Here is a 25258-nt window from a genome sequence, read left to right as displayed (position 1 = left end):
GAATGCGATAGGGCTTTCCGGCCCCTTTTCCGCACCCCCCCTTTTCTTCCTTCACTGCAGCGCCGTCCGAGCGCCCTCGCAGTGAACTCGCCTGCCTTCCCACGGGAGTTCGCCATGTCTGTCACCACCGCTGCCGCCGACCAGACCGTCTGTTCCGCCCCGCTGCCCGTCCTCGGCCGCGACGTCACCGTGCCGCTGGTCACCGGCGGCGAGGTGACCTACGCGGCGCTCGACTACGCGGCAAGCGCCCCGGCCCTGCAGCGGGTGTGGGACGACGTGGCCGCCTACGCGCCGTACTACGGCAGCGTGCACCGCGGCGCCGGGTACCTCTCGCAGCTCTCCACCGACCTCTTCGAGAACAGCCGCGTCACCGTCGCCGAGTTCCTCGGCTGCCGCGAAGGCGACCAGGTCGTCTTCACCCGTTCGACCACCGACTCGCTGAACCTCCTGGCGGCCGCGCTTCCGAACGACTGCCAGGTCTTCGTCTTCGAGACCGAGCACCACGCCTCGCTGCTGCCCTGGCGCGACGCCCGCGTGACGTACCTGAACGCCCCGCGCACCGCCGACCAGGCCGTCGCCACCCTGGAGCGCGCCCTCGCCGACCGTGACCCCTACGGGCCCGCCCTGGTGTGCGTGACCGGTGCCTCGAACGTCACCGGTGAGCTGTGGCCGGTCAAGGAGCTCGCCGCCGCCGCCCACGCGCACGGCGCCCGCATCGTCCTGGACGCCGCGCAGCTCGCGCCCCACCACCCCGTCTCCATCAGCGAGCTCGACGTCGACTGGGTCGCCTTCTCCGGCCACAAGCTGTACGCGCCCTTCGGCTCGGGCGTCCTCGCGGGCCGCTCCGACTGGCTGCAGGAGGCTGACCCGTACCTCGCGGGCGGCGGCGCGTCGCGGAAGGTCGCGCGGCGTACGGACGGCGGCGTCGACGTGGAGTGGCACGACACCGCGGCGCGGCACGAGGCCGGGTCGCCGAACGTCATCGGCGTGTACTCCATCGCCTCGGCCTGCAAGGCCCTGACCGAAGCGGGCTTCGACGAGCTCGTCGCCCGGGAGCGCCAGCTCATCGCAAAGGTGCGCGAGGGCCTCGCCGAGGTGCCCGCGGTGAAGGTGCTCTCGCTCTTCGGTGACGACGCGCCGCGCGTCGGCGTCATCTCCTTCGTCGTCGACGGCTGGAACAGCTCGCACTTCGCCGCCGCGCTCTCCGCCGAGTACGGAATCGGCGTACGCGACGGTCTCTTCTGCGCCCACCCGCTGGTGCGCACCCTGCTCGGCAGCGACCCGCAGACGCAGGGCGAGTGCGGCGCCCCCGAGGCCGCGCCCGGCGAGAAGTCGCTGAACGCGATCCGCGTCAGCTTCGGCGCGGGCACCCCGGACGAGCACGTGGAGCGTTTCGTGCGCGCCGTGAAGGAGCTCGTGGCGGACGGCGCACGCTGGAACTACCGCACGGAGGACGGGCGTTGCGTGCCGGACACCAACGCCGCCTGAGCCCGGGGACGTCCCTTCAGACGTGACCCCAGAACGATCATCCGCAGGGCACGCTCGGTCGCGTCGGTGAGGAACTCGCCGCCACGGCCGAGCGCCTCGGTGAGCGAGACCGGCGCCGGCAGGATCGCGCTGTAGGCGTCCACGCCGACCGCCCGCACGTGGTGTGCGCCCTGGCCGATCGTGCCCGCCAGGACAAGCACCGGGCGGCCGAACAGCTTGGCGCGCCGCGCCACTTCGGCGGGGATCTTGCCGCGCGGTGTCTGGTGGTCCAGGGCGCCCTCGGCGGTGACGACGAGGTCGGCGCGGGCCAGGCGCGCGTCCAGGTCCAGATGGTCGAGCAGGACGTCGAAGCGGGGCAGGAGCTGGGCGCCGAGGGCCGCGAGACCGGCTCCCAGGCCGCCGGAGGCGCCCGTTCCGGGGCCGAGGGAGAGGTCCGCCGTGCTGTGCAGGTCGCGGGTGAGAAGGTGCGCCCAGTGTTCGAGGGCCGCCGCGAGCTGTTCGACCTGCGTGGGCGTCGCGCCCTTCTGGGGGCCGAAGACGCGGGCGACGCCGCGCTCGCCGGTCAGGACGTTGAAGGGGTTGCAGGCGACGCGGATCTCGGTGTCCTTCAGCCGGGGGTCGAGGCCCGAGGGATCGATGCGGCTCAGGCGGCTCAACTCCCGTCCGCCGCGCGGCAGTTCCCAGCCGTCCGCGTCCAGGAGCCGGGCGCCGAGTGCCTGCAGGGCGCCCGCGCCACCGTCCGACGTGCCCGAGTCGCCGCAGCCCACCAGGATGCGGCGGGCCCCCGCGTCGAGCGCGGCGCGGATCAGTTCGCCGACGCCGTACGTCGTCGTGGCCCCCGGGTCGCGCAGATCGCGGGGGACGAGCGAGAGCCCGGCCACGGCTGCCATCTCCACGACCGCCGTGCCGTCCGGGAGCAGCGCGAAGTGCGTGCCGAGCCGCTGGCCGACGGGACCGGTGGCGGGCAGCGCGACCAGGCGGCCGCCGCCCGAGGTGGCCAGGGCGCGCGCGGTGCCCTCACCGCCGTCCACCAGGGGGATCAGGTCGGTCTCGGCGTGCGGGAGGGCCCTGCGTACTCCTTCGGCGATGGCCTCGGCCGCCGACTGCGCGGACAGGGACTCCTTGAAACCGCTGGGGGCGATGGCGAAACGGGTCAGCATGGGGGTCTCCAGTACGGGCGGGATCAGCGGACGGGCACGCCGAGCAGCGGCCAGAGCGTGACGGCGAAGAGCAGGACGAGGGCGGCGGTCAGCGGCGCCAGGACCGCGGAGAGGCGCAGCAGGTCGCGCGGGGTGTAGGTGGGGGTGCCGGGGATGTCGGCGAAGAGCGTGACGGGCTTCGCGGACGCGGGCAGGGTGTGGCAGAAACCGGCGGCCGCCGTGGAGGCGAGCGCGGCGGCGACCGGGTTGACGCCCGCGCCGACGGCCGCCGCGACGACCAGCGGGACCAGGACGGACGAGCGGGCGGAGCGGGACTGCAGGATCAGGTGCGCGGCCGTGCTGACCGCCACCACGAGGGCCAGGAACAGCCAGGGCGGCACGTCCAGGGGAACACCGCCGACCAGCCACTTCGCCGCCCCCGACTCGGCGAGCGCGACGCCCATCGCCATCGTCGCCGCCATGAAGAGCAGCAGCGCCCAGGGCACCGTCTTCAGCGCGTCCTTGAGCCGTACGGTGCCCAGGGCGGGGGACGAGGCGACCACCGCGCCGATCAACGCGACCACAGCGGGCGGCACTTGGTGCAGCGGCTCGCTGCACCACAGGGCGACGACCGTGGCGAGGAGGAGTGCGCAGCGGGTCTCGGCGGGCTCCCAGGGCCCGGCCACCGGCTGCTCGCTGTGCTCCTGGAGCTGCTCGACGGTGATGTGCACCGGGCCCTTGCGGTCGGCCCGCCGCGTCGTCGTCAACAGGACGGCCTCCGCCGCCAGATGGGACGAGGCGACGGCGAGCGGAAGACCGAGCAGCATCCACTGTGTGAAGCCGATCCGCTCCCCGGTGGCCTCCCACAGCACGGACACCGTGATCAGATGCGCGCCGGCGCCGATCAGGGTCGCGACCGCGGAGAGCAGGATCACCGTCGGGAACAGCAGCGCGAGCATCACCACCAGACGTCTGCGGTCGGCGAGGACCTTGGCGAGCGCGAGGAACACCGGCAGCGCGAGCGCGGCGCGGCCCGACGTGGCGGGCACCGCGAAGGCCGTCACGACCAGGGCGGCGGTCGTCAGGTGCGTCAACTGCCGTACGCTGCGCGCCCCGCTGACGAGGAAGGCCGCCGCCCGGCCCGCGAGACCGCTGCGGGCCACGGCGGCCGCGAGTACGAAGGCGCAGATCAGCAGCCAGACCGTCTCGTCACCGAGGGTGCCGAAGAGCGTGTCGCTGCTGATCACCCCGGTCGCGGTGAGCGCGAGCCCGGCCCCGAGTGCGATGTACGTGTCGTCGATCGGCGTACCGATCCACGCGCAGGTCGCCAGGGCGAACACGGCGAGGGTGACCCGCGCGTCGCCGCTCAGGCCGGGGAAGTTGCCGGGCACCACCAGCAGCGCGCACAGGCTCAGCGCGACGCACAGGGTGATGGCTTGGCGGGGATTCAGGGTCACGCGTCGAGCCTCGGGCCCGGCCGTGAGTCCTCAATGAGCCGCGGATGAAAGGAATTTCACCCACGGGCCCGGATGTCACCCCGGAAGGCGGTACCCCATCCCGCGCACCGTCTCCACCCGCTGGGCACCCAGCTTCTTGCGCAGCGCCCGTACGTACACGTCCACGATGTTGGAGCCGGGGTCGAAGTCGTACCCCCACACGTGCGAGAGGATCTGCTCCCGTGAGAGCACCTGCCCCGGATGGCGCAGGAACAGTTCGAGCAGCACGAACTCACGTGCCGTCAGATCCACCGTCCGCTCGCCCGAACGCGCCCTGCGCGTACGCAGGTCCAGCGTCAGGTCCCCGCCGCGCAGCACCGTCACCTCCGGGGCCCCGGCCGCCGTGCGCAGCCTCAGGCGCACCCGCGCGAGCAGCTCCTCGAAGCGGAACGGTTTGGTCATCCAGTCGTCGGCCCCGCCTTCCAGGCCCGCCACGGTGTCCCGGACCGAGTCACGCGCGGTCAGCACGATGACCGGGGTGGTCACGCGGGCCTCGCGCAGCTGCCGCAGGACCGTGAAGCCGTCCTTGCCGGGCAGCCCGATGTCCAGGACGACCAGGTCGAAGCCGCCGGTCAGGGCGTAGTCGTAGGCCGCTTCTCCGTCGCCGACGACGCTGGTGGTGAAGCCGTTGGAGCGCAGGCCCTTCTCGACGAAGGAGGCGATGCGGTCCTCGTCCTCGACGATGAGAATGCGGTTGTTCATGGCTGTCCAGGTTCCTGTTCTCGCAGGTCGAGTACGAAGGTGGCGCCGCCGCCCGCCGTGGGCCGCAGGTCGACCCGGCCGCCGTGCCCCTCGGCGATGGCCCGCACGATGGCGAGGCCGAGCCCGGCGCCGGTGGCGCGTGAGCCGCGGCGCGCGGTGCCGCGACGGAACCGCTCGAAGATCACCGAGGCGTCCTGGGCCTGGACGCCGGGCCCGCTGTCGGCGACGTACAGCTCGATCCGGCCTGCCGCGCTGCGCGAGCCGATGCCGATGCGCTGGCCGGGGACGGTGTGCTGGACGGCGTTCTGGGCCAGTTGCACCATCGCCTGGGTGATGCGCTGGGGGTCCAGGGCGGCTTCGCCCTCGGCCACTTCGGCCAGCTGCCACCCGCGGTCGCCGAGCGCGCGTGCCTTGACGAAGACGTCGGCGGTGAGCTCGGCGAGCTGTACCGGCTCGGGGGTGACGAAGTCGGGACGTTCGGACTTGGCGAGGAGGAGGAGGTCCTCGACGATGCGGCTCATCCGGTCGAGCTCCTCCATGACGATCCGCGTGGTCTCCTCGCGCTCGCCCGGGTCGTCGCCCATCAGTTCCAGATGGCCGCGGACGATGGTGATGGGCGTACGCAGCTCGTGGCCGGCGTCGTCCACGAACTCGCGCTGCGCGGCGAAGGCGCGCTCCAGGCGGTCGAGCATGCCGTTGAACGTCTCGGCGAGGGCCGCGATGTCGTCCCTGCCCTGCACGGGGATGCGCTGGGTCAGATCCTGCTCGGTGAGCTGAGCGGCCGTCGTGCGCACCAGGCGTACGGGCTTGAGGATGCGGCCCGCGACGGCCCAGCCGATGCCGGTCGTCATCAGGAGCGCCACCCCGGAGATGGCGAGCAGCATCGTGAACACGTCGCCCGCCTTGGCCTGTTCGCCCGCCGGATGGAAGGCGACGACGAACGCCGCCGCCGGGTGGCCCGCGCTGGGCGCGATCTCCACCTTCGCCCAGCGGACCTCTCCGTGGTCGCGGTGCAGCGTGCCGGTCGCGTCGGGGGACTCGAAGACCGCTCGCAGCGCCGCGCTGTCCTCGGCGAGCGGATGGCCGATCCGCGGCTCGCGTGACTGCTCCTTCTTCGCGGGCGCCTTGCCGGGACGGCCGACCAGACCGAGGAGCTCCTCGTCGGGGTCGGCGTACTGCCGGGACAGGAAGAGCCGCAGCAGGGGGTCCGGGGCGGCGAACTTCTCGCCCGTCTGCGGGTCGACCCCTTCGCGGGCGAGGTTGGTGAACTCCGCGGTCTCCTGGGCGAGCAGCCGGTCGATGCGGTGGTCGACGTCGCGCAGCAGGACGGAGCGGGTGGTGGCCGCGACGGCCGTGAGCGCGACGGTCATCACCACGAGCAGCCAGAGCAGGATCCGGACACGGGCGGATATCCAGCGGTGCGGGCGCTCAGCCGTCGTCACCGGGGCCGTCGTCGTCGTTGTCGCCCTGGCCGCCGCGTCCTTCGTTGCCGTCGTCGTCGTTGTCATCGCCCGAGGAATTCTCGCTCACCGGCGGTGGGGACACCGTCTCGTCGCTCGGCGTCGGCCGGGGAGTGGTGGGCTTGGCGGAGGGCGAGGGGGACGAGGGCGCCGACGACGAGGACGGCGAGCCGCTCTCCAGCTCCACCTTGGGCGGGGCCTTGGGCCGCTCGGGGTTGTCGGTCAGGGCGTAGCTGGTCGCGGCGATGCCGAGGGGGATCGCCACGACGGCGGCGAGCGCGGCCATGCGGTGGGTGAAGACCATGACGGTGAGCGTGCCGGACGCGGCGGGTCAGAAGCATGAGCGGCGGATGAAGAAACCCTCATCCGGCGCCCGGGGAGGGCGAGTCAGGAGTCGAGGCCGATCGCGAACGCCGCTTCGAGGTCGTGCTGGGAGTACGTACGGAACGCGACGTGTGTGTCCGTCGCCTCCACGCCCGGGATCTTGCTGATCTTGCCGGGGATGACGTCGGCCAGGTCGTCGTGGCGCCCGACGCGCACCATGGCGATCAAGTCGTACGTACCGGTCACGGAGAAGACCTCGCTGACGCAGTCGAGGGCGGCGATCGACTCGGCGATCTCCGGGATCCGGTCCACGCTGGTCTTGATGAGCACGATCGCGGTGATCACGGCTGACTGTCTCCCTCGGTAGCCGGTGCTGGCTTCTTCACTCTAGCTGTCCACCTGCAGCGCCCCCACGCGTAGATGAAGCCCAGGGAGAACCCGACCAGGTGCGCCAGATACGCCACCCCGGGCCCCGCCGCGCCCTGCCATGCCGCGAGCCACTGCAGCACCACCCAGAACGGCAGCACCACCCATGCCGGAAACCGCAGCGGCACGAAGAAGAGGAACGGAAAGAGGCTGGTGACCCGCGCCTTGGGGAAGAGTCGGAGAAAGGCGCCGAGCACCGCGGAGATCGCTCCCGACGCCCCCACCAGGGTCTGGTGGGAGCCCGCGTGCGCGACCGCGTAGGCGAACAGGGCGAGATAGCCGCAGCCGAGATAGAAGAGCGCGAACTGGAGGTGCCCCATCCGTTGCTCGGCCATCGCCCCGAAGACGAAGAGGAACAGCATGTTGCCGATCAGATGCAGCCAGCTGCCGTGCACGAACAGCGCGGTGGCCGGGGCGAGCAGGGGCCGCATCGCCCCGCTGAACAGCTCCGCGGGGATCACGCCCCAGCGCTCGAAGTAGGCCTGCTGGGCGGCGAGCAGCTTGTCGCCGAGCCCGTAGGCGGGATTGAGCCCGGACACCGGCGAGATCACGAAGACCAGACAGCAGACGGCGATCAGGCCGTACGTCACCGGGGCGGACTCCTCCTTGAGCATCCGGCCCACCGTCGTACCCCATGTCTTGATCATGGACAGAGCATGACGTAAGGGCGGCAAACGGTACAGGCCGCCCCGCCGCGTGGACGGCCGCCGCATGGAGACCCTTACAGGCCTTAGGGTTACGGGCACCACGCACCACGGAATCCCGAAGGAAAGCGAACAGCCACGATGACGGTTCCTCTGCCGACCGACACCACCAGGTGGCGCTGCCAGCTCTGCGGCAACCTCACGCGCTTCGACGTGACCCGCAGTTCGAAGGTCGTCGAATATGTGCACCTCGACCTGGCCGGTGAGTCGAACATCGAGGAACGCGAGGTGGTCAGTGAGACCATCGAGTCGGTGCGCTGCCGCTGGTGCAACGCGGTGGACCAGGTGGAACTCGTGGACAGGCCGGGCGCCGGCTCCTGAGGGAGCGGGCCCCGCACAGCTAGTGGGGTGACGGATGGTGGAGAGCGCGAGCGGGGAGCCGGACGACGGCGCCGCTGAGGTGCTCGACCGCCCGCTGCCCGACGGAGTGCGCCGACGGGTCGTCCAGATCGTCTCGGACGGCTTCGGCGGTCTCACGGTCGGCGAACTTCCCGCACAGCTGCGGCAGTACGCACGCTTCACGCCGAACCGGCGCACGAAGTTCGCGGGCAACGCGATGGCGACCGCCCTGGAGGGCGACGCGCTCTTCAGGCAGCGCATCGGCGAACGTCTCAGAGAGGCGCAGCCGGAACTGACCGGCGCCCTGGACGCGGGCTCACCACCTCCGGCCGCGGACCTCCTCGACGTGGCGGCCGCGGCCTATGTGCTGCGTCCTGCCGGCTGGGTGAAGCTGGTGACCGCCGCGGGCGAGGAGGCCCAGCGGGCGGACGCCGAGCGCGTGGACGACGAGACCCGCGCCGAGCTCGAACGGCTGCGCGAGGAACTCTCGGCGGCCCGCGGTCACACGAAGGCCGAGACCGAACGGCTGCGCGCGGAGCTCGAATCGGCGAAGAAGGAAGCCGAATCGATGCATCGCAAGCTGCGCGGCGCCCTCAGTGACGTCAAGCGCGGGGAGGCCGCCCTGCGCAAGGCAGCCGCCGAGTCCGACGCCGCACGCGCCGAGGGCCAGGCGCAGTTGTCCGCCGCCGAGAGCGAGTCCCGGCGGCTCAAGGCCCGGCTCAGCGAGAGCGAGGCCGCCCTGGAGGCCAGCCGCAGGGCGGCGCGCGAGGGCCGCAGCGTCGAGGACATGCGGGTACGGCTGCTGCTCGACACGGTCCTGGAGTCGGCGCAGGGGCTGCGCCGCGAACTGGCCCTGCCGCCCGTCTCCGTACGGCCGGCCGAGACCGTGGACGCCGTCGAGCCGGGGCGGATGACGCCCAAGGACATCGCCGCCCGCGCGCTCTCCGAGAACGACCCGGCCATCCTCGACCAGCTGCTCGCGCTGCCGCAGGCCCACATGGTCGTGGACGGTTACAACGTCACCAAGACCGGCTATCCGACGATGCCCCTGGAGAAGCAGCGGCTGCGCCTTCTCGGCTCGCTCTCGCAGCTCGCCGCGCAGACCGGCGCCGAGATGACCTGCGTCTTCGACGGCGCCGAACTCGCCGCGCCCGTGCTGCTCGCGCCGCCGCGCGGCGTGCGGGTGCTGTTCTCCAAGCCGGGCGTCACCGCGGACGAACTGATCCGCCAGCTGGTGCGCGCCGAGCCTCCCGGGCGCCCCGTGGTCGTCGTGTCGACCGACCGCGAAGTGGCCGACGGGATCGCCAAGGCGGGGGCGCGGCCCGTCGCTTCGGCCGTCCTCCTGAAGCGGCTTTCGCGGGGCTAAGGGTGCGCAAGTAACTCCTGTTCCCTATGCCCGAATTGGGGCGCCGACTGCGCGACGTAGTGTCAATTGATCATTACCGCCTGTGCGTTATCGGTAAAATATGCGTCCCGCGGTCCACTTTTTGCCCGTCAGGATTTGAACTGATCACAAGAAGGTCACTAAGGTCTCGCCTCGAACCTCCGCTCGGTTGATCACCCATCCGGGGTGACAGCGGTGGTACCCGCCGACCGGGTCTCGGTAGGCGGCTGGAGGAAGAAGGAGCCGCCTTCGTGGCGTCCCACCGTCGACCCAAGCAGCCGAGCCGCGCGCGCGTGACCGTGCTCACCGCGACCGCCGCCGCTGCCGTCGCACTCACCTCCCAGGCGGCCAACGCGACGCCGAACGAGAAGCCGAGCAAGGACGAGGTCAAGTCCAAGGTCGACAAGCTCTACGAGGACGCGGGCCGGGCCACCGACCGTTACAACGGCGCCAAGGAGAAGCAGGAGAAGCTCGAGAAGGAGATCGGCGAGCTTCAGGACAAGGTCGCCCGCGGCCAGGAGGACCTCAACGACCTGCGCGACGGCCTCGGTTCGATGGCCAGCGCGCAGTACCGCTCCGGCGGCATCGACCCCTCCGTCCAGCTCTTCCTCTCCGCCGACCCGGACGACTACCTCGACAAGGCGTCCACCATGGACCAGTTGAGCGGTCAGCAGGTCGAGGCGCTCAAGAAGGTCCAGGAGAAGCAGCGGACCCTCGCGCAGGAGCGCAAGGAGGCTTCCGACAAGCTCAAGGACCTCGCCGACACGCGCAAGGAACTGGGCAAGAAGAAGAAGGAAGTCCAGGGCAAGCTCGGCGAGGCCCAGAAGCTGCTCAACACCCTCACCGCCAAGGAGAAGCAGGAGCTCGCCGCCAAGGAGACGCGCGCCAGCCGCGACGCCGGCGACCGCGTGGACCTCGGCAAGGAGGTCCCGGCCTCGCAGCGCGGCCAGGCCGCCCTGAGCGCCGCCGCGACGCAGATCGGCAAGCCCTACGTCTCCGGTGGCAGTGGCCCCAACTCCTACGACTGCTCCGGCCTCACGCAGTGGGCGTACAACCAGGCCGGGGTGCAGATCACCCGGACCACGTACACCCAGCAGAACGACGGTACGAAGATCGGCCGCGGTGAGCTCAAGCCGGGCGACCTGGTGTTCTTCAACAGCCTGGCGCACGTCGGCTTCTACGCGGGCAACGGGCAGGTCCTGCACGCCCCGAAGCCGGGCGCCGTCGTGCGCTACGAGTCGATGTCCACGATCGGCTCCTTCCAGTTCGGCGTCCGCATCTGAAACGACCGGCATGCCGTCCGAACGGGCGAATTCCGGCAACTCACGCTGACCCCGCGCCCCGTCGGTGACCTGCGTCTCCGGCGGGGCGTCACGTTGTGTGCCCGGCAGGGTCTTTGGCCGTGACGTGATCCCACGGCTACTGTCGCGCGCATCCCCCGACGGATCGGGGGGACTTTCCCCCGGTTCGTCCTTCGTCCGGGGGTCCGTCAGCGGAGGGAGAGCGGCTTCCCGTGGGGTCCCATCGTCGTCTCGCGCTGTCCGGCCTGGACCGGAGCACGCGCGTCACCGTCCTGTCAGCCGCCGCGGCAACCGCCGCGGCCGCCTTCGCCGCACCGGCGGGCGCCGCGCCGCAGGACACGCCGGCCACCACCAAGGCCAAGGTGGACCGCCTCTTCGAGCAGGCCGAGAAGGCCACCGAGGCGTACAACAAGGCCGACGAGCGCGCGGACACACTGCGCGAGCAGGTCGAGCAGGCCAAGGACAGCGTCGCCCGCGGCCAGGAGCGCATCAACACCATGCGCGGCGCGCTCGGTTCGCTCGCCGGGGCGCAGTACCGCTCGGGCGGCATCGACCCCTCCCTCGCCCTGTTGCTCTCCTCCGACCCGGACGGCTATCTGGACAAGGCGGCGGCGCTCGACCGCATCAACGCCCGGCAGGCCGGTGAACTGACCGATCTGCAGAAGGCCCAGCGCAGCCTCGCCCAGGAGCGCACGGAGGCGGGGCACAAGCTCTCCGAGCTGGAGAAGAGCCGCACCGCCGTGGCCCGCCACAAGCGCAGCGTCGAGCACAAGCTCGCCAAGGCGCGTCAGCTGCTCAACTCGCTGTCCTCGCAGGACCGGGAGAAGTACGACCGGGCGTCGCGCTCCGGCCGCGACGAGATGCCGGACCTCGGAAGCGCGGGGCCGTCCTCGTCGCGGGCCGCGGCGGCGATCGCGGCGGCCAGGTCGGCCATCGGCAAGCCCTACGTGTGGGGCGCCAACGGTCCCTCCGGATTCGACTGCTCGGGCCTCACGCAGTGGTCGTACGCCCAGGCGGGCGTTGGCCTGCCGCGCACGTCGCAGGCCCAGCGGTACGCGGGGCGCCAGGTGCCGCTGGCGCAGGCGCAGCCCGGTGACCTCGTCGCCTACCGCGACGACGCGAGCCATATCGGGATGTACATGGGCAACGGCCAGGTCGTGCACGCCCCCTACCCCGGCGCCCCCGTGCGCTACGACCCGGTCGGCATGATGCCGGTGTCATCGGTGACGCGGATCTGACCGGCCGCCCGCGGCCCGCTGCCCGTACGATCTGAAACGTGGCTGGTCGCGGGCGTGGGTCGTGGGTCATCGGGATGTGTGTCGCCCTGCTCGTCGGGTGCGGCGGTCCCGCGGCGCCCGATGCCGCGCCCGGCGACGTGCGCAGGCTGCTCGACCGGCGTGCCGATGCGCTGCTCGACCGGGACGCGCGGGCGTACCGCGCCACGGGCCGGGAAACCGAGGCCACCGAGGACTTCGACAACCTCCGCGAGGTTCCGCTCCAGTCCTGGCAGTACCGCCTGACCGACTTCCGGCGCAGCGGCGCGCGGGCCACGGCGACCGCCGACCTGCGGTACCGGATCAAGGGCTACGACAGCGAACCGCTCACCACCTCGCGCGCGCTCACGCTCCAGGAGCGCGACGGACGGTGGTACGTCACCGCTGAGGGGCCCGCGAAGAAGGCCACGCAGCAACTCTGGGACCAGGGGCCCGTGACGTCCGTACGGGGCGCTCACAGCCTCGTCCTCGGTGTCGGGCGCGGCGAGGAGGACGAGACGACGCTGCACGAGTACGCGGACCTCGCCGACCGGGCGGTTCCCCTGGTGCGGGACGCCTGGCGGGAGAAGTGGCCACTGCGGGTCGTCGTCATGGTGCCCGAGTCCCTGGAGGGCATGGCGGGGCTGCTCGGGTCGCCCGCTTCCGGGTACCAGGGGATCGCGGCGGTGACCACGGGCGAGACGGGCGGCTCGGGGGCGGCGCCCGCGGACCGGATCATCGTCAACCCCGAGGCGTACGGCGTGCTCGGCGACTTCGGCAAGCAGGTCGTGCTGACCCACGAGACGACCCACGTGGCCACCCGCGCGCACACCTCACCCGCGACCCCCCTGTGGCTCTCCGAAGGCTTCGCCGACTGGGTGGGCTACCGCGGGACGGGCCGTAGCGCCGCGCAGGCGGCCCCCGAACTGCGCCGCGCCGTCCAGCGCGATGAACTGCCCGCCGCGCTCCCCGATGACGACGCCTTCGGCTTCAGCGGGGACGCGGGCAAGCTGGCGCAGGCTTACGAGGGGTCGTGGCTGGCCTGCCGGATGATCGCGGACCAGTGGGGCGAGGAACCGCTGACGCGCTTCTACGAAGAGGTCGGCACGCACAAGAAGAAGCCGGGCGCCGTGGAGGACGCGCTGCGGGAGGTCCTGGACATCACCCCGCAGGAGTTCACGGAGCGGTGGCGTACGTATCTGCGCGAGGAGCTCGGCTGACCTCTCCGGACGCCGCGGCGCGCTCACGGGCCCGCGGTTCGGCCACCGTCTGCCGCCACAGGTTCCGGCAGGCGAGCAGCGCCGCCGCGACGAGCAGACCGTTGCGCACGAAGAGCAGGGTGATGCCCAGCGGGTCGCTCGCCACCACGTGCGAGAACCAGAGGGGGAACTCCAGGAACGTGACGAACGTGGCCGCGAGCACCAGGCCCGCGGGCAGCGCCATGCGGCTCGCGCGAAACGCCAGGCACACGGCCGCGGCCCCGACCAGCCACAGGAGGTACTGCGGGCTGATCACCCGGCTCGTCGCCGTGAACAGCAGTACGGCGACGAAGGCGGCGTCCGCGACCGTGCTCGCCGAACGGACGCGGGCCCGCAGCCGCCACACGACCAGCCAGCAGAGGGCCACCACGGAGAGCCCCTGCGCCACCGTGCTGACCAGCGTGACGTACGGGCCGAGGAACTCCACCGAGCCGTAGTTCAGCTGTACCTCGCCCCGCCAGCCGAGGTGGCGTGCGACATGGAAGACGAGCGCGCCGAGCGACTCGATCTCGGTGCCGCGGTCGCGCTGGAAGGTCAGGAAGGCGAGCGCGCCGGGCATCGTCACCAGGAAGACGAGGGTCATGCCGACCGCGGTGACCGCCGCCGCGCCCCAGGAACTCCGGGTGGCACGCGCGCGTGGCATGCCGATGAGCAGCAGGGCGGGCCACACCTTGAGCAGCGCGCCGAACCCCGCGAGCGCCCCCATCGTGCGGGGGTGCCGGGCCCCGGCGAGCAGCGCGGCGACCGCGACGGCCGTCACCATCACGTCGTAACGGGCGTACACGATCGGCCCGAGCAGCGCCACGCCCGCGACCCAGACCCAGGCCCCCCGAAGGGACTTGCCGGGCCGCCGGCCCGCGTACAGGAGCAGCCCGCAGACGAGCCCGTCGGCGAGGAAGGCGAGCACGAAGAACGCCGACGTGTAGTCCACGAAGGGCAGCAGGGCGGGGGAGAGGACCGCGAGGGCGGCGGCGGGAGGGTACTGCCAGGTGACGTCGTCCAGGGGGAAGGTGCCGGTGCGCAGGACCTCGTACCAGCCCTGGTAGATGACGGCGACGTCACTGGTCACGTCGGGGCCGGGGACGGTGAGCACCTTGAAGACGCAGAGCAGCAGCACGGTCCTGGTCAGGACCCAGACGGTCAGGATCCGCGCCACGCGCACCACGCCCCTTTTCGGATACTTCATTGTGGTTCGGGGGTCAATGATGCCGGGCGGGGCCGGGGCTGGGCCAAGAGGCGGGGCCGTCCGGGAGGCGAGGCCGTCCCACGTCGCTGCGGGCTTTCGGTACTGTCGGCGTCGATGCACAAGACCCTGATCGTCACGAACGACTTCCCGCCCAGGCCCGGTGGCATCCAGGCGTTCCTGCACAACATGGCGCTGCGCCTGGACCCCGACCAGCTCGTCGTCTACGCCTCCACGTGGAAGCGGGGCCGCGAGGGCGCCGAGGCGGCGGCCGCCTTCGACGCGGAGCAGCCCTTCAAGGTCGTACGTGACCCCACGACGATGCTGCTCCCGACCCCGCGCGTCACGCGGCGCGCGGTCTCGCTGCTGCGGGAACACGGCTGCGAGTCGGTGTGGTTCGGGGCCGCGGCGCCGCTGGGGCTGATGGCACCGGCGCTGCGCAAGGCGGGCGCGCGGCGCCTTGTCGCCACGACGCACGGGCACGAGGCGGGGTGGGCGCAGCTGCCCGCGTCACGCCAACTGCTGCGGCGCATCGGTGACTCGACGGACACGGTCACCTATCTGGGTGAGTACACGCGCTCGCGCATCGCCGCGGCGCTTTCGCCCGCGGCGGCCGGGCGGATGGTGCAACTGCCGCCGGGCGTCGACGAGAAGACGTTCCACCCCGGTTCGGGTGGTGAGGCCGTGCGGGCCCGCCTCGGCCTGACGGACCGCCCGGTCGTCGTCTGCGTCTCGCGCCTCGTGCCGCGCAAGGGGCAGGACACGCTGATCCTGGCCATGCCGCGGATTCTGGCTCGGGAGCCTGAGGCGGTGCTGCTGATCGTGGGGGGCGGCCCTTACGAGGACGAGCTGCGGAAACTGGTCGCCGAGACCGGTGTCTCGGACTCCGTGCGGTTCACCGGGGCGGTGCCGTGGGAGGAGCTTCCCGCGCATCACGGCGCGGGCGACGTCTTCGCGATGCCCTGCCGCACCCGGCGGGGCGGGCTCGACGTGGAGGGCCTCGGGATCGTCTACCTGGAGGCTTCGGCGACCGGCCTTCCCGTGGTGGCCGGTGACTCCGGCGGGGCGCCGGACGCGGTGCTCGACGGGGAGACGGGCTGGGTCGTCCGGGGAGACTCCCCGGAGGCGGCCGCCGACCGGATCATCCCCCTGCTCGGGGATGCGGAGCTGCGGGCGCGGATGGGGGAGCGGGGCCGGGAGTGGGTGGAGGAGCGGTGGCGCTGGGATCTCCTGGCGGAGCGGTTGCGGGAACTGCTTTGAGCGGGTGAGGGGTTGCCGCGGGTGCTTGTTGCGCGGCTGACCGTCGTCGTGGGCTTGTCGCGCAGTTCCCCGCGCCCCTTAAGGGGCGCGGGGAACTGCGCGAGCAACCAGGTGCGACCGGTAGGCGCGAGAAAACAGCACCCCCACGGCGAGTGGGCGGCACCGCAAACGCTACCCGCGGTAAATCGCCTCGATTTCGTCCGCGTAGTCCTTCGCGACAACATTCCGCTTCAGCTTCAGCGACGGAGTCAGATGCCCCGACTCCTCCGTGAACTGCGAACCGAGAACGCGGAACTTGCGCACCGACTCCGCCTTGGAGACGGCCGCGTTGCCGTCGTCCACCGCGCTCTGGATCTCCGCGAGGAAGTCCACGTCGTCCCGCAGGGAAGCCGCCGTGGAGTCCGCGGGCTTTCCATGGTCCAGGGCCCAGCGGCCCACGAACTCGTCGTCCACCGTGACCAGCGCCCCCACGAAGGGCCGCCCGTCGCCCACGACCATGCACTCCGCGACCAGCGCATGCGCGCGGATGCGGTCCTCGATCACCGCGGGAGCGACGTTCTTGCCGCCCGCCGTCACGATGATCTCCTTCTTGCGGCCGGTGATCCGGAGGTAACCGTCCTCGTCGAGCGTGCCGATGTCACCGGTGTGGAACCAGCCGTCGGCCAGCGCCTCTTCGGTCGCGCCCTCGTTGTTCCAGTACTCCGTGAACAGGTGCTCGCCGTGCAGCAGCACCTCGCCGTCGTCGGCGATCCGGACGACCGAGCCGGGCAGCGGCTGGCCGACCGTGCCGATCTTCTGGCGGTCCCAGGGGTTGAAGGCGGTCGCCGCGCAGGACTCGGTGAGGCCGTAGCCCTCCAGGACCGTGAAGCCGATGCCGCGGAAGAAGTGGCCCAGGCGCTCGCCGAGGGGCGCGCCACCCGAGATCGCGTACTCGCCGCGCCCGCCGAGGACGGCCCGCAGCTTGCTGTAGACCAGCTTGTCGAACGTCTTGTACTTGATCTTCAGGCCGAGCGAGGGACCGCTCGGGGTGTCGAGCGCGCGGCTGTACGCGATCGCCGTGTCCGCGGCCTTGTCGAAGATCTTGCCCTTGCCGTCGGCCTGCGCCTTGGCCCGCGCCGAGTTGTAGACCTTCTCGAAGACGCGCGGGACGCCCAGGATCATGGTCGGCCTGAACGAGGCCAGCTCGTCCGTGAGGTTCTTGACGTCGGACGCGTGGCCCAGCTTGATCGGCGCCATCAGCGCGGCGACCTCGACCAGGCGGCCGAAGACGTGCGCCACAGGAAGGAAGAGGAGCACCGAGCACTCGCCGGTACGGAAGAGGGGCTTGAGGCGCTCCACCACGTTGCCGCACTCCGCGAAGAAGCTGCGGTGGGTGAGCACGCAGCCCTTGGGGCGGCCCGTGGTGCCCGAGGTGTAGACGATGGTGGCCGGGTCGTCGGCGCCCGCGACCGCGCCGCGCTCGTCGACGGTCTCCTCGGAGACATCGGCGCCCGCGCGGTTCAGCTCGTCGACGCCGCCGCGGTCGATCTGCCAGATGTCGACCAGGTCGGGCAGGCGGTCGCGCACGGAGTCGACGGCGGCGCTGTGCGCGTCGAGCTCGACGATGATGGCGACGGCGCCGGAGTCGCCCAGGATCCACTGGATCTGCTCGGCGGAGCTCGTCTCGTACACCGGCACGGTGACCGCGCCCGCGCTCCAGATCGCGAAGTCGAGGAGCGTCCACTCGTAACGGGTGCGGGACATCAGGGCGACACGGTCACCGGGGCGCACCCCGGAGGCGATGAGCCCCTTGGCGGCGGCGCGCACCTCGGCGAGGAAGGTCCTGGCGTCGACGTCCTGCCATGTGCCGTTCACCTTGCGGCCGATGACGGCGACATCCGGGTGCTGCGCGGCATTTCTGCGGACGATGTCGGTCAGATTGCCGTCCGCAGGGACCTCGTACAGGGCCGGAAGGCTGAACTCGCGCAAGACTGCTGCTCCTACATAGGGCGCCGGCGCCACGACGTTGTGCGATGCGACGGTGCGGTCCAAGATCGGGCAGGTGCTCCGTGGACATGGGGGGAAAGAAGGCTGGAGCACTACTGGACTGCCCGGACGTTACCCATGGGTATGGCTTGTTCGGTAGGGGGTCCGGGCCAGATGTTCGGTGCGTCACACGTCGTTGTGGTCTGAACCGCACAGTACGCCACGCCATTCCCGACTCGGAAGTAACCGCAGGTCCGCCCCCTTCTCACCCCTTCTCCGGGCCTCTACCCACGTTTGCCCGCGCGTTCTAGGGTGATCGGCATGTCAGGTTTCCGGGTCCATGTGGTCAGCGACGTGCACGGCAACACGAAGGACCTCGCCCGCGCGGGCGAGGGGGCCGACGCGCTCGTCTGTCTCGGCGACCTGGTCCTCTTCCTCGACTACGCCGACCACTCGCGCGGCATCTTCCCCGACCTCTTCGGCGAGGAGAACGCCGACCGTCTCGTCGAGCTGCGCACGGCCCGCCGCTTCGACGAGGCCAGGGAGTTGGGCGCACGGCTGTGGGCGGGCATGGACCGCGGGCCCGCCATCGAGAGCGCGGTGCGCAAGCAGTACGCCGAGATGTTCGCCGCCTTCCCCACACCGACGTACGCCACCTACGGCAACGTCGACATGCCGGCCCTCTGGCCCGAGTACGCGGGCCCCGGCACCACCGTCATCGACGGTGGGCGGGCCGAGATCGGCGGCCGGGTCTTCGGCTTCGTCGGCGGCGGTCTGCGTACGCCGATGCGGACGCCGTACGAGATCAGCGACGAGGAGTACGCGGCCAAGATCGAGGCGGTCGGCGAGGTCGACGTGCTCTGCACCCACATCCCGCCCGACGTGCCCGAGCTCCTGTACGACACCGTCGCGCGCCGCTTCGAGCGGGGCAGCCGCGCACTGCTCGCGGCCCTTCACAAGACCCGCCCGCGCTACGCACTTTTCGGCCACGTTCACCAGCCGTTGACCCGACGTATGCGGATCGGGGCGACGGAGTGTGTGAACGTGGGGCACTTCGCGAGCTCGGGCAGGCCGTGGGCCCTGGAGTGGTGACGGTGGGCCACTTCGTGCGCGGTAGCCTTCACGCGTCACACACGTACACACCACCCCCCGTACCGGACCGCATCTGGAGGAGCCACAGAGATGGCGGAACACACCAGCTCGAGCATCACGATCGAGGCGGCACCGGCCGAGGTGATGGGGGTGATCGCCGACTTCGCGCGCTACCCGGACTGGACGGGTGAGGTGAAGGAGGCGGAGGTGCTCGACACCGACGACCAGGGCCGCGCCAAGCAGGTCCGCCTCGTCATGGACGCGGGCGCGATCAAGGACGACCAGACGCTCGTGTACACGTGGACCGGCGAGAACGAGGTCAGCTGGACCCTCGTCAAGTCGCAGATGCTGCGCTCGCTCGACGGGACGTACCTCCTGCGGCCCGTGGGCGCGGGCACCGAGGTCACGTACAAGCTGACCGTCGACGTCAAGATCCCCATGCTCGGGATGATCAAGCGCAAGGCGGAGAAGGTCATCACCGACCGGGCGCTCGCGGGCCTGAAGAAGCGGGTGGAGTCCGGCCCGAAGGCTTGATACCGCGGGGCGATCGGGTGGCCGGCCGGGAGGAATCCGCCGCGAAGCGGCGGTCTCGACTCACGTACCGTTCACCCTTATGCGCACCCTCCTCGTCACCGGCCCCGGCGGCTCCGGCCGAACCACCGTCGCCGCGGCCACCGCGCTGTCCGCCGCCCGCGAGGGCCGCAGGACCCTCCTGATCACCGCCGACCGGATCGACACCGGGGAAGAGCAAGGCCTCACCGTCCAGTGCCTCGCCCCCGGCGACGAGTTCCGTGCCGACCTCCTGGCCCTGCAGAATCGTGCCGCCTCCGCGCTCGACCTGCTCGGCGCCGGCCGCCTCGAAGGCGAGGAGCTCACCCCCCTGCCGGGCAGCGACGAGCTCGCCCTGCTGCGTGCCCTGCGGGACGCCGGACAGGCCGCGTACGACACCGTGGTCGTGGACCTGCCCCCGGTGCCCCGCGCCCTCACCGTCCTCGCGCTCCCCGAGCAGCTGCGCCGCTATCTCCGCAGGCTGCTTCCGCCCGAACGGCAGGCGGCCCGCGCCCTGCGGCCCATGCTCGGCCGCATCGCGGGCGTCCCGATGCCCGCCGCCTGGCTGTACGAGACCGCGGCCCGCTGGGACACCGAGCTCGCCGCCGCGCAGGCCGTGATCGAGGCCCCTGGCACGACCGTCCGCCTGGTCGCGGAGCCGGGACCCGCGGGCGCCGACGCCGTGCGCGCCGCCGCCACCGGCCTCGCGCTGCTCGGCCTGCGCACCGACGCCCTGCACGCCAACCGCGTCCTGCCCGATGACACCGCCGACACGTGGTTCGCCGCGCTCATCGCCCAGCAGCGCAAGACCCTGGACGAGTGGCAGGAGACGTACGGCGAGCGGCTCATCCCCCTCCCGCACCTGTGCCGCGACCCCCGCGGCGCCGACGACCTGGCGGGCCTCGGGGTGCCTGCCCCCGCCCCGGCCCAGGAGCCCGTGCGGTGGCCCGTCGTGGACGCCCTCGCCGACGAGGGCGTACTGCTCTGGCACATCCCGCTCCCCGGCGCCGTACGCGAAGAACTCGGTCTGATCCGGCGCGGGGACGAACTCGTCGTCACCGCGGGTCCCTTCCGGCGCATGGTGCCCCTGCCGTCCGCCCTGCGTCGCTGCACCGTCGTGGGGGCCGGGCTGCGCGAGGGCGAGCTGCGGGTGCGGTTCGCGCCCGACCCCGATCTGTGGCCGCGCACACGGTGAACGGGCTACCGCCGTTCGGGTAACGTCGAGAGTACGAATGCATAGGCCGCCCTCCGCAGGAGTCTGTCCGTCATGAGCGATGCCACCGAGCGCGAAGTGCCCGAACCCGAAGCGAGCGCCGACGCCGACGCGTGGGAGCAGGCGTGCGCCGAGGACCTCGCCGCGGAGAAGGCCCGGCGCCGTGCCCAGTACGGGCCGCAGCCCGGATCGGCGGGCGAGGAGCTGCGCAAGCTCGTCGACGCCGTGTCGGAGAAGCTGTCCGGGCTCCAGACGCCGCTGCTCGGCGCGGTCGCGCAGGGCGCCGTCGAGCAGACCGTGCGGCAGGTCGTCCAGCAGGCGAAGGCCGCCGTCGAACCGGTCATCGAGCGCAACCCCGACGTCTTCGACCACCTCGCGGCCGCCGGCGGCGAACTGCTCGCCGCCTACCGCTCCGCGGTCGAGGGCCAGGAGGGCCGCTGGACCCGCGGCGGCGACGCGGCGAAGGGTCCCGGCCCGCGGGACGAGGGTCCCGGTCCCGGTGAACACATCGACCTGGACTGACTACCCCTCGGGTACGGTTGCCCATAGCGGGGCTCGACCGAAACTGAGGGACACATGGGACTCACCATCGGCGTCGATATCGGCGGCACGAAGATCGCGGCCGGAGTGGTCGACGAAGAGGGCACCATTCTCGACACCCACAAGGTGCCCACGCCGCCGACCGCCGAAGGCATCGTGGACGCGATCTGTGCCGCCGTGTCCGGGGCCGGCAAGGGGAACGACGTGGAGGCCGTCGGCATCGGCGCCGCCGGTTACGTCGACGACAAGCGCGCCACCGTTCTCTTCGCACCGAACATCGACTGGCGACACGAGCCGCTGAAGGACAAGGTCGAGCAGCGGGTCGGCCTGCCGGTCGTCGTCGAGAACGACGCGAACGCCGCGGCCTGGGGCGAGTACCGCTTCGGCGCCGGCGCGGGCCACGAGGACGTCATCGTCATCACGCTGGGCACCGGCCTCGGCGGCGGCATCATCATCGGCAACAAGCTGCGCCGCGGACGCTTCGGCGTGGCCGCCGAGTTCGGCCACATCCGGGTCGTGCCGGACGGCCTGCTGTGCGGCTGCGGAAGCCAGGGCTGCTGGGAGCAGTACGCATCGGGGCGCGCCCTTCTGCGCTACGGACAGCAGCGCGCCAACGCGACGCCGGAGAACGCGGAGATCCTGCTCGGACTCGGCGACGGCACCGTGGAAGGCATCGAGGGCAAGCACATCAGCGAGGCGGCCCGGCAGGGCGACCCCGTGGCCGTCGACTCCTACCGCGAGCTGGCCCGCTGGGTCGGCGCGGGCCTCGCCGACCTCGCCTCGCTCTTCGACCCCTCCGCCTTCATCGTGGGCGGTGGCCTCTCCGACGAGGGCGAGCTGGTGCTCGACCCGATCCGCAAGTCGTTCCGCCGGTGGCTCATCGGCGGGCAGTGGCGCCCGCACGCGCAGGTGCTCGCCGCGCAGCTCGGCAACAAGGCGGGGCTCGTGGGCGCCGCCGACCTGGCGCGCCAGGGGTAGCTCCGGCTGACCCCGCATCTCGTACGAGGCCCGCTGTCCCCTTCCGGGGCGGCGGGCCTCGGCGTGCCGGCACCCAGCAGCGCGTATCTTGATCCCCATGGTGACGCTGCCCAACTCCCGCACCGAAGACGACGGTTCAGCCGTGATCCGGGTGCTCAGCTACAACATCCGGTCCATGCGGGACGACACCGACGCGCTGGCCAGGGTCATCGCCGCCTGCGCGCCCGACCTCGTACTCATCCAGGAGGCGCCCCGGTTCTTCCGGTGGCGCAAGAAGCTGGCGCGGCTGGCGCGCGCCGCCGACCTGGTGGTGCTCTCGGGCGGCGCCACCGCGTCCGGGCCCGCGCTGCTCTGCTCGCTGCGGGCCACCGTCGAGCGGACCGAGGACGTACTGCTCCCGCTGACGCCGGGACTGCACCGGCGGGGCTTCGCCACCGCCGTCGTGCGGTTCGGCGGCGCCCGGCTCGGCGTGCTGAGCTGCCATCTGAGCCTGCAGACCGACGAGCGGTACGAGCAGGGCGGGATGCTGCTCGACCGACTCGCCGGGATGGGCGTGGAGCACGCGATCGCGGGCGGCGACCTGAACGACCGGCCCAAGGGGCGTACGTTCCGCAGGCTCGCGTCGGAGCTGCGGGACTGCTGGGAGACCGCGCCCTGGGGCGGCGAGAACACCTCGACGCCCAGGGACCCGCATCAGCGCATCGACGCGATCTTCGCCACCGAGGGGGTCGAAGTCCTCGGCTGCGGTGTGCCGTTGGAGCTCGACGGGGTGAGCGAGGCGGATCTGCGGGCGGCCACCGACCATCTGCCGGTGCTCGCCGCCCTCAGGATTCCCGCGGCCGAGAAGACAGTGCGCGCCTAGACGACCGCCCCGCGGCCGGGGTCGTCGCCCTCCTCGTCGTCGTCGCCCTTCATCCGCGACACCAGGGTGGCGAAGCCGCCGAGGAAGCCGCCGATGCTGAGCGTCGCGAGCCACCACGTCATCTGCCAGCCGAGCAGCACGGTGAGCAGGAGCAGCAGCGGGCCGCCGAGCACCGCGAGCCAGGCGAACTTCGCCGTGACGTCCGCGGCGGGCAGCGGCGGCGGCTCCGGCGGGACGAAGTGGCCCTCGTCGTCCGCGCCGAGGTCGTCGTCCGATGCCTCGGGGGTGTCGTAGTCACGCGGGCCGGCGCCGATACCGGGGGCGAAGGAGACGGAGCCGCCCAGCGTCTTCTTGGATCCGGAGTCGTCCGGGTCCTCGGGCGCCGTCAGGTTCTTGTTCTTGGCGCTCTCGTCGCCCGACCCGGGTGTCCCGTTCGTCTCCGGTTCGAGCAGCGCCAGGTCCTCGATGGACTTGAACGGCTTGGCGCCCGGCGGGTCCGCCGGCTCCTGGCCGTACCCCGCGACGATCGCCTGCCAGGCTGCGTCCTCGTCGATCGGCAGGCCCTTGTCCTCGGAGGGCTCCTGGGGCTTCTCCGGCTCGCGGCTCTCGTCGCCGTCGGGTTCGATTCTGTCCTGCTCAGCCACCGGTGGCCGTCCCTTCCTTACCGACACTGGGGGCGAGCCGGCCGATGAACGCGTAGCTCTCCTCGAAGATCCGGTCCGCATCGTGGTCCAACGTCGCGACGTGGTAGCTCTGTTCCAGGATGGTCTCGGTGACGTCCGTGGAGGACACCTGGCCGAGGATCCTGGCCGAGTCCGCCGGGGGCACCACATGGTCCTGCGGGCTGTGCAGCAGCAGCAACGGCTGCGTCACCTGCGGCAGTTCACGGTCGAGCCGCTGGAAGAACCGGCGCAGCGAGTGGGCGGCGTGCAGCGGCACCCGGGTGTACGCGAGTTCCTCCGAGCCCTCCAGGGCGATGTCGCTGGCGATGCCCGGCGTCGTGGGCACCAGATGCCGGGCGAACGGCAGCGCGTACGCGGCCAGGCCGTGCACCTTGTTCGCCGGGTTCACCAGGACGAGGCCGCGCACCTCGTCGCCGTGCTTCGACGCGAGCCGCAGCGCCAGCGCGCCACCCATGGACAGACCGAAGACGAAGACCTCCGCGCACCGCTCGAGGAGCCCGCGCAGCTCGCGCTCCACCTCCGCGTACCAGTCCTGCCAGCCGGTGACCTGGAGGTCCTCCCAGCGCGTGCCGTGGCCCGGCAGCAGCGGGAGCGAGACGGTCAGACCGCGGCCCGCGAGGTACTCCGCCCAGGGGCGCAGGGACTGCGGGGTTCCGGTGAAGCCGTGACAGAGGAGGACGCCGACCTCGCCGCCCTCGTGGCGGTACGGCTCGGCTCCGGGGAGGACCGGCACTTCGGTCTCCTTCGTGAGATGTGGCTGCGGGGTGGGAGTACTTCACCGTACGCGACCGGACTGACACCGACCAGGGTCGTCGGGCCCTTTGGGTTTACTGCGGGTTAAGGTCTGATCCACACTTAACAGGAGGCACACGGTTTGATCTACGGCGCAATGAAGGTCGCCATCGGAGGGCCGCTGAAGCTCGGCTTCAGGCCCTGGGTGGAAGGCCTTGAGAACGTACCCGCCGATGGACCGGCCATCCTGGCGAGCAACCATCTCTCCTTCTCGGACTCCTTCTTCCTGCCCGCGGTCCTCGACCGCAAGGTCACCTTCATCGCGAAGGCGGAGTACTTCACGTCCCCGGGCGTGAAGGGCAAGCTCACGGCGGCCTTCTTCAAGGGCGTCGGCCAACTGCCCGTGGACCGCTCCGGCGGCCGCGGCGCGGGCGAGGCGGCCATCAAGAGCGGCATCGAGGTCCTGGAGCGCGGTGAGCTCTTCGGCATCTACCCGGAAGGCACGCGTTCGCCCGACGGGAGGCTCTACCGTGGCAAGCCCGGCGGCCTCGCGCGCGTGGCCCTCGCCACCGGGGCGCCCGTGCTCCCCGTGGCGATGATCGACACGGAGAAGATCCAGCCGCCCGGCAAGGTGATGCCGAAGCTGATGCGGCCGGGCATCAGGATCGGCGAGCCGCTCGACTTCAGCCGGTACCACGGCATGGAGCAGGACCGGTTCGTCCTGCGTGCGGTGACCGACGAGGTCATGTACGAGATCATGAAGCTTTCCGGCCAGGAGTACGTCGACGAGTACGCGACGGCGGCCAAGCGCCGGCTCACGGAGGCGGCGAAGGCCGAGAAGGAAGCGGAGAAGAAGGCGGAGAAAGCGGTCGCGGCGGCCGAGAAGGAACGGTCCGGCACGTAAGCGCGTCGCTGTGAGAGGAGCC

25 protein-coding genes are annotated in these 25258 nt (G+C 71.6%); 14 read left to right on the top strand and 11 right to left on the bottom strand.

All coding sequences use genetic code 11. The annotated features are described in order from the left end of the window. Positions 1 to 114 precede the first annotated feature (114 nt). Positions 115 to 1488: an aminotransferase class V-fold PLP-dependent enzyme gene (locus ABXJ52_RS10035; protein ID WP_367041087.1), complete on the top strand. Its 1374-nt coding sequence runs from the start codon at positions 115 to 117 to the stop codon at positions 1486 to 1488. On the opposite strand, the gene ABXJ52_RS10030 is transcribed toward ABXJ52_RS10035, so the two are convergent. From ABXJ52_RS10030 to ABXJ52_RS10000, 7 genes are all read right to left on the bottom strand, one after another. Further along, on the bottom strand, positions 1440 to 2648 hold the full coding sequence (locus ABXJ52_RS10030; protein ID WP_367041085.1) for a glycerate kinase: 1209 nt from the start codon (positions 2646 to 2648) through the stop codon (positions 1440 to 1442). The genes ABXJ52_RS10035 and ABXJ52_RS10030 overlap by 49 nt on opposite strands. 23 nt (positions 2649 to 2671) lie before the next feature. Continuing rightward, positions 2672 to 4084: an SLC13 family permease gene (locus tag ABXJ52_RS10025; protein ID WP_367041083.1), complete on the bottom strand. Its 1413-nt coding sequence runs from the start codon at positions 4082 to 4084 to the stop codon at positions 2672 to 2674. A 75-nt stretch (positions 4085 to 4159) separates the two neighbouring features. Next, a complete protein-coding gene (locus tag ABXJ52_RS10020; RefSeq protein ID WP_367041081.1) occupies positions 4160 to 4825 on the bottom strand; it encodes a response regulator transcription factor in 666 nt (221 codons plus the stop codon). Next, on the bottom strand, positions 4822 to 6195 hold the full coding sequence (locus tag ABXJ52_RS10015; RefSeq protein ID WP_367048938.1) for an ATP-binding protein: 1374 nt from the start codon (positions 6193 to 6195) through the stop codon (positions 4822 to 4824). Before ABXJ52_RS10015 ends, ABXJ52_RS10020 begins: the two co-directional genes overlap by 4 nt. A gap of 58 nt (positions 6196 to 6253) precedes the next feature. Next, on the bottom strand, positions 6254 to 6589 hold the full coding sequence (locus ABXJ52_RS10010) for a small secreted hydrophilic protein (RefSeq protein ID WP_367041079.1): 336 nt from the start codon (positions 6587 to 6589) through the stop codon (positions 6254 to 6256). Between the two features lie 83 nt (positions 6590 to 6672). Then, the gene (locus ABXJ52_RS10005) at positions 6673 to 6954 is read right to left on the bottom strand and encodes an Lrp/AsnC ligand binding domain-containing protein (RefSeq protein WP_249590376.1); all 282 of its coding nucleotides are present in this window, start codon (positions 6952 to 6954) and stop codon (positions 6673 to 6675) included. Continuing rightward, the gene (locus ABXJ52_RS10000) at positions 6951 to 7682 is read right to left on the bottom strand and encodes a rhomboid family intramembrane serine protease (protein WP_367041077.1); all 732 of its coding nucleotides are present in this window, start codon (positions 7680 to 7682) and stop codon (positions 6951 to 6953) included. Before ABXJ52_RS10000 ends, ABXJ52_RS10005 begins: the two co-directional genes overlap by 4 nt. A 138-nt stretch (positions 7683 to 7820) precedes the next feature. Between ABXJ52_RS10000 and ABXJ52_RS09995 the strand changes: the two genes are divergently transcribed. The 5 genes from ABXJ52_RS09995 to ABXJ52_RS09975 all read left to right on the top strand — a co-directional run bounded on the left by ABXJ52_RS09995 (position 7821) and on the right by ABXJ52_RS09975 (position 13236). Next, on the top strand, positions 7821 to 8060 hold the full coding sequence (locus ABXJ52_RS09995) for a hypothetical protein (protein WP_363208279.1): 240 nt from the start codon (positions 7821 to 7823) through the stop codon (positions 8058 to 8060). A gap of 34 nt (positions 8061 to 8094) precedes the next feature. Beyond that, positions 8095 to 9444, top strand: a complete 1350-nt coding sequence (locus ABXJ52_RS09990) for an NYN domain-containing protein (protein ID WP_367041074.1) — start codon at positions 8095 to 8097, stop codon at positions 9442 to 9444. 269 nt (positions 9445 to 9713) lie between these two features. Further along, positions 9714 to 10745, top strand: a complete 1032-nt coding sequence (locus ABXJ52_RS09985; RefSeq protein WP_367041072.1) for an NlpC/P60 family protein — start codon at positions 9714 to 9716, stop codon at positions 10743 to 10745. A 230-nt stretch (positions 10746 to 10975) separates the two neighbouring features. Then, positions 10976 to 12001, top strand: a complete 1026-nt coding sequence (locus ABXJ52_RS09980) for an NlpC/P60 family protein (RefSeq protein WP_367041070.1) — start codon at positions 10976 to 10978, stop codon at positions 11999 to 12001. A gap of 74 nt (positions 12002 to 12075) precedes the next feature. Further along, positions 12076 to 13236 carry a hypothetical protein gene (locus ABXJ52_RS09975; protein ID WP_367048936.1) on the top strand — a complete coding sequence of 387 codons (1161 nt, stop codon included), beginning with the start codon at positions 12076 to 12078 and terminating at the stop codon, positions 13234 to 13236. On the opposite strand, the gene ABXJ52_RS09970 is transcribed toward ABXJ52_RS09975, so the two are convergent. After that, a complete protein-coding gene (locus ABXJ52_RS09970; protein ID WP_367041068.1) occupies positions 13193 to 14461 on the bottom strand; it encodes a glycosyltransferase family 87 protein in 1269 nt (422 codons plus the stop codon). The two genes, ABXJ52_RS09975 and ABXJ52_RS09970, sit on opposite strands and share 44 nt — an antisense overlap. Positions 14462 to 14575: 114 nt before the next feature. Between ABXJ52_RS09970 and ABXJ52_RS09965 the strand changes: the two genes are divergently transcribed. Continuing rightward, positions 14576 to 15718: a glycosyltransferase family 4 protein gene (locus tag ABXJ52_RS09965; protein WP_367041066.1), complete on the top strand. Its 1143-nt coding sequence runs from the start codon at positions 14576 to 14578 to the stop codon at positions 15716 to 15718. 171 nt (positions 15719 to 15889) lie between these two features. Here the strand turns inward: ABXJ52_RS09965 and ABXJ52_RS09960 are convergent, their stop codons facing one another. Continuing rightward, complete coding sequence (locus tag ABXJ52_RS09960) at positions 15890 to 17686, bottom strand: AMP-dependent synthetase/ligase (protein ID WP_367041065.1); 1797 nt, start codon at positions 17684 to 17686, stop codon at positions 15890 to 15892. A gap of 339 nt (positions 17687 to 18025) precedes the next feature. Between ABXJ52_RS09960 and ABXJ52_RS09955 the strand changes: the two genes are divergently transcribed. From ABXJ52_RS09955 to ABXJ52_RS09930, 6 genes are all read left to right on the top strand, one after another. Continuing rightward, a complete protein-coding gene (locus tag ABXJ52_RS09955) occupies positions 18026 to 18775 on the top strand; it encodes a metallophosphoesterase (protein WP_367048934.1) in 750 nt (249 codons plus the stop codon). Positions 18776 to 18865: 90 nt separating this feature from the next. After that, positions 18866 to 19309, top strand: coding sequence for an SRPBCC family protein (locus ABXJ52_RS09950; protein ID WP_367041063.1), 444 nt, complete (start codon positions 18866 to 18868; stop codon positions 19307 to 19309). A 79-nt stretch (positions 19310 to 19388) separates the two neighbouring features. Next, a complete protein-coding gene (locus ABXJ52_RS09945; RefSeq protein WP_367041061.1) occupies positions 19389 to 20519 on the top strand; it encodes an ArsA-related P-loop ATPase in 1131 nt (376 codons plus the stop codon). Between the two features lie 72 nt (positions 20520 to 20591). Further along, entirely contained in the window at positions 20592 to 21059 is a 468-nt protein-coding gene (locus ABXJ52_RS09940; RefSeq protein WP_367041059.1) for a DUF5304 domain-containing protein, read from the top strand. A gap of 54 nt (positions 21060 to 21113) precedes the next feature. Next, positions 21114 to 22055 (top strand): ROK family glucokinase, encoded by a 942-nt coding sequence (locus ABXJ52_RS09935; protein WP_367041057.1) that lies wholly within the window; start codon positions 21114 to 21116, stop codon positions 22053 to 22055. Between the two features lie 97 nt (positions 22056 to 22152). Further along, the gene (locus ABXJ52_RS09930; protein ID WP_367041055.1) at positions 22153 to 22917 is read left to right on the top strand and encodes an endonuclease/exonuclease/phosphatase family protein; all 765 of its coding nucleotides are present in this window, start codon (positions 22153 to 22155) and stop codon (positions 22915 to 22917) included. Here the strand turns inward: ABXJ52_RS09930 and ABXJ52_RS09925 are convergent. Together ABXJ52_RS09925 and ABXJ52_RS09920 are read right to left on the bottom strand one after the other, a co-directional pair. Then, positions 22914 to 23561 (bottom strand): hypothetical protein, encoded by a 648-nt coding sequence (locus ABXJ52_RS09925; protein WP_367041053.1) that lies wholly within the window; start codon positions 23559 to 23561, stop codon positions 22914 to 22916. The two genes, ABXJ52_RS09930 and ABXJ52_RS09925, sit on opposite strands and share 4 nt — an antisense overlap. Next, positions 23554 to 24333, bottom strand: coding sequence for an alpha/beta fold hydrolase (locus ABXJ52_RS09920; protein ID WP_367041051.1), 780 nt, complete (start codon positions 24331 to 24333; stop codon positions 23554 to 23556). Before ABXJ52_RS09920 ends, ABXJ52_RS09925 begins: the two co-directional genes overlap by 8 nt. A gap of 156 nt (positions 24334 to 24489) precedes the next feature. Between ABXJ52_RS09920 and ABXJ52_RS09915 the strand changes: the two genes are divergently transcribed. Then, the gene (locus ABXJ52_RS09915; RefSeq protein ID WP_367048932.1) at positions 24490 to 25236 is read left to right on the top strand and encodes a lysophospholipid acyltransferase family protein; all 747 of its coding nucleotides are present in this window, start codon (positions 24490 to 24492) and stop codon (positions 25234 to 25236) included. Positions 25237 to 25258: the final 22 nt, after the last annotated feature.

This window comes from Streptomyces sp. Je 1-332, from assembly GCF_040730185.1.
In the GTDB taxonomy this organism is placed as follows: Bacteria; Actinomycetota; Actinomycetes; order Streptomycetales; family Streptomycetaceae; genus Streptomyces.
The sequence above is the reverse complement of the archived record's forward strand: the minus strand, read 5'-3'. Positions and strand labels throughout refer to the sequence as shown.

Bases quoted from the DNA above. Each gene is read 5' to 3' on its own strand.
- ABXJ52_RS09995 (WP_363208279.1), top strand. From the start codon at position 7,821: ATGACGGTTCCTCTGCCGACCGACACCACCAGGTGGCGCTGCCAGCTC.
- ABXJ52_RS09990 (WP_367041074.1), top strand. From the start codon at position 8,095: ATGGTGGAGAGCGCGAGCGGGGAGCCGGACGACGGCGCCGCTGAGGTG.
- ABXJ52_RS10000 (WP_367041077.1), bottom strand. From the start codon at position 7,682: ATGATCAAGACATGGGGTACGACGGTGGGCCGGATGCTCAAGGAGGAG.
- ABXJ52_RS09930 (WP_367041055.1), top strand. From the start codon at position 22,153: ATGGTGACGCTGCCCAACTCCCGCACCGAAGACGACGGTTCAGCCGTG.
- ABXJ52_RS10015 (WP_367048938.1), bottom strand. From the start codon at position 6,195: ATGACCGTCGCGCTCACGGCCGTCGCGGCCACCACCCGCTCCGTCCTG.
- ABXJ52_RS09975 (WP_367048936.1), top strand. From the start codon at position 12,076: ATGTGTGTCGCCCTGCTCGTCGGGTGCGGCGGTCCCGCGGCGCCCGAT.
- ABXJ52_RS10030 (WP_367041085.1), bottom strand. From the start codon at position 2,648: ATGCTGACCCGTTTCGCCATCGCCCCCAGCGGTTTCAAGGAGTCCCTG.
- ABXJ52_RS10020 (WP_367041081.1), bottom strand. From the start codon at position 4,825: ATGAACAACCGCATTCTCATCGTCGAGGACGAGGACCGCATCGCCTCC.
- ABXJ52_RS09915 (WP_367048932.1), top strand. From the start codon at position 24,490: ATGAAGGTCGCCATCGGAGGGCCGCTGAAGCTCGGCTTCAGGCCCTGG.
- ABXJ52_RS09970 (WP_367041068.1), bottom strand. From the start codon at position 14,461: ATGAAGTATCCGAAAAGGGGCGTGGTGCGCGTGGCGCGGATCCTGACC.
- ABXJ52_RS10010 (WP_367041079.1), bottom strand. From the start codon at position 6,589: ATGGTCTTCACCCACCGCATGGCCGCGCTCGCCGCCGTCGTGGCGATC.
- ABXJ52_RS10035 (WP_367041087.1), top strand. From the start codon at position 115: ATGTCTGTCACCACCGCTGCCGCCGACCAGACCGTCTGTTCCGCCCCG.
- ABXJ52_RS09965 (WP_367041066.1), top strand. From the start codon at position 14,576: ATGCACAAGACCCTGATCGTCACGAACGACTTCCCGCCCAGGCCCGGT.
- ABXJ52_RS09940 (WP_367041059.1), top strand. From the start codon at position 20,592: ATGAGCGATGCCACCGAGCGCGAAGTGCCCGAACCCGAAGCGAGCGCC.
- ABXJ52_RS09950 (WP_367041063.1), top strand. From the start codon at position 18,866: ATGGCGGAACACACCAGCTCGAGCATCACGATCGAGGCGGCACCGGCC.
- ABXJ52_RS09935 (WP_367041057.1), top strand. From the start codon at position 21,114: ATGGGACTCACCATCGGCGTCGATATCGGCGGCACGAAGATCGCGGCC.
- ABXJ52_RS09945 (WP_367041061.1), top strand. From the start codon at position 19,389: ATGCGCACCCTCCTCGTCACCGGCCCCGGCGGCTCCGGCCGAACCACC.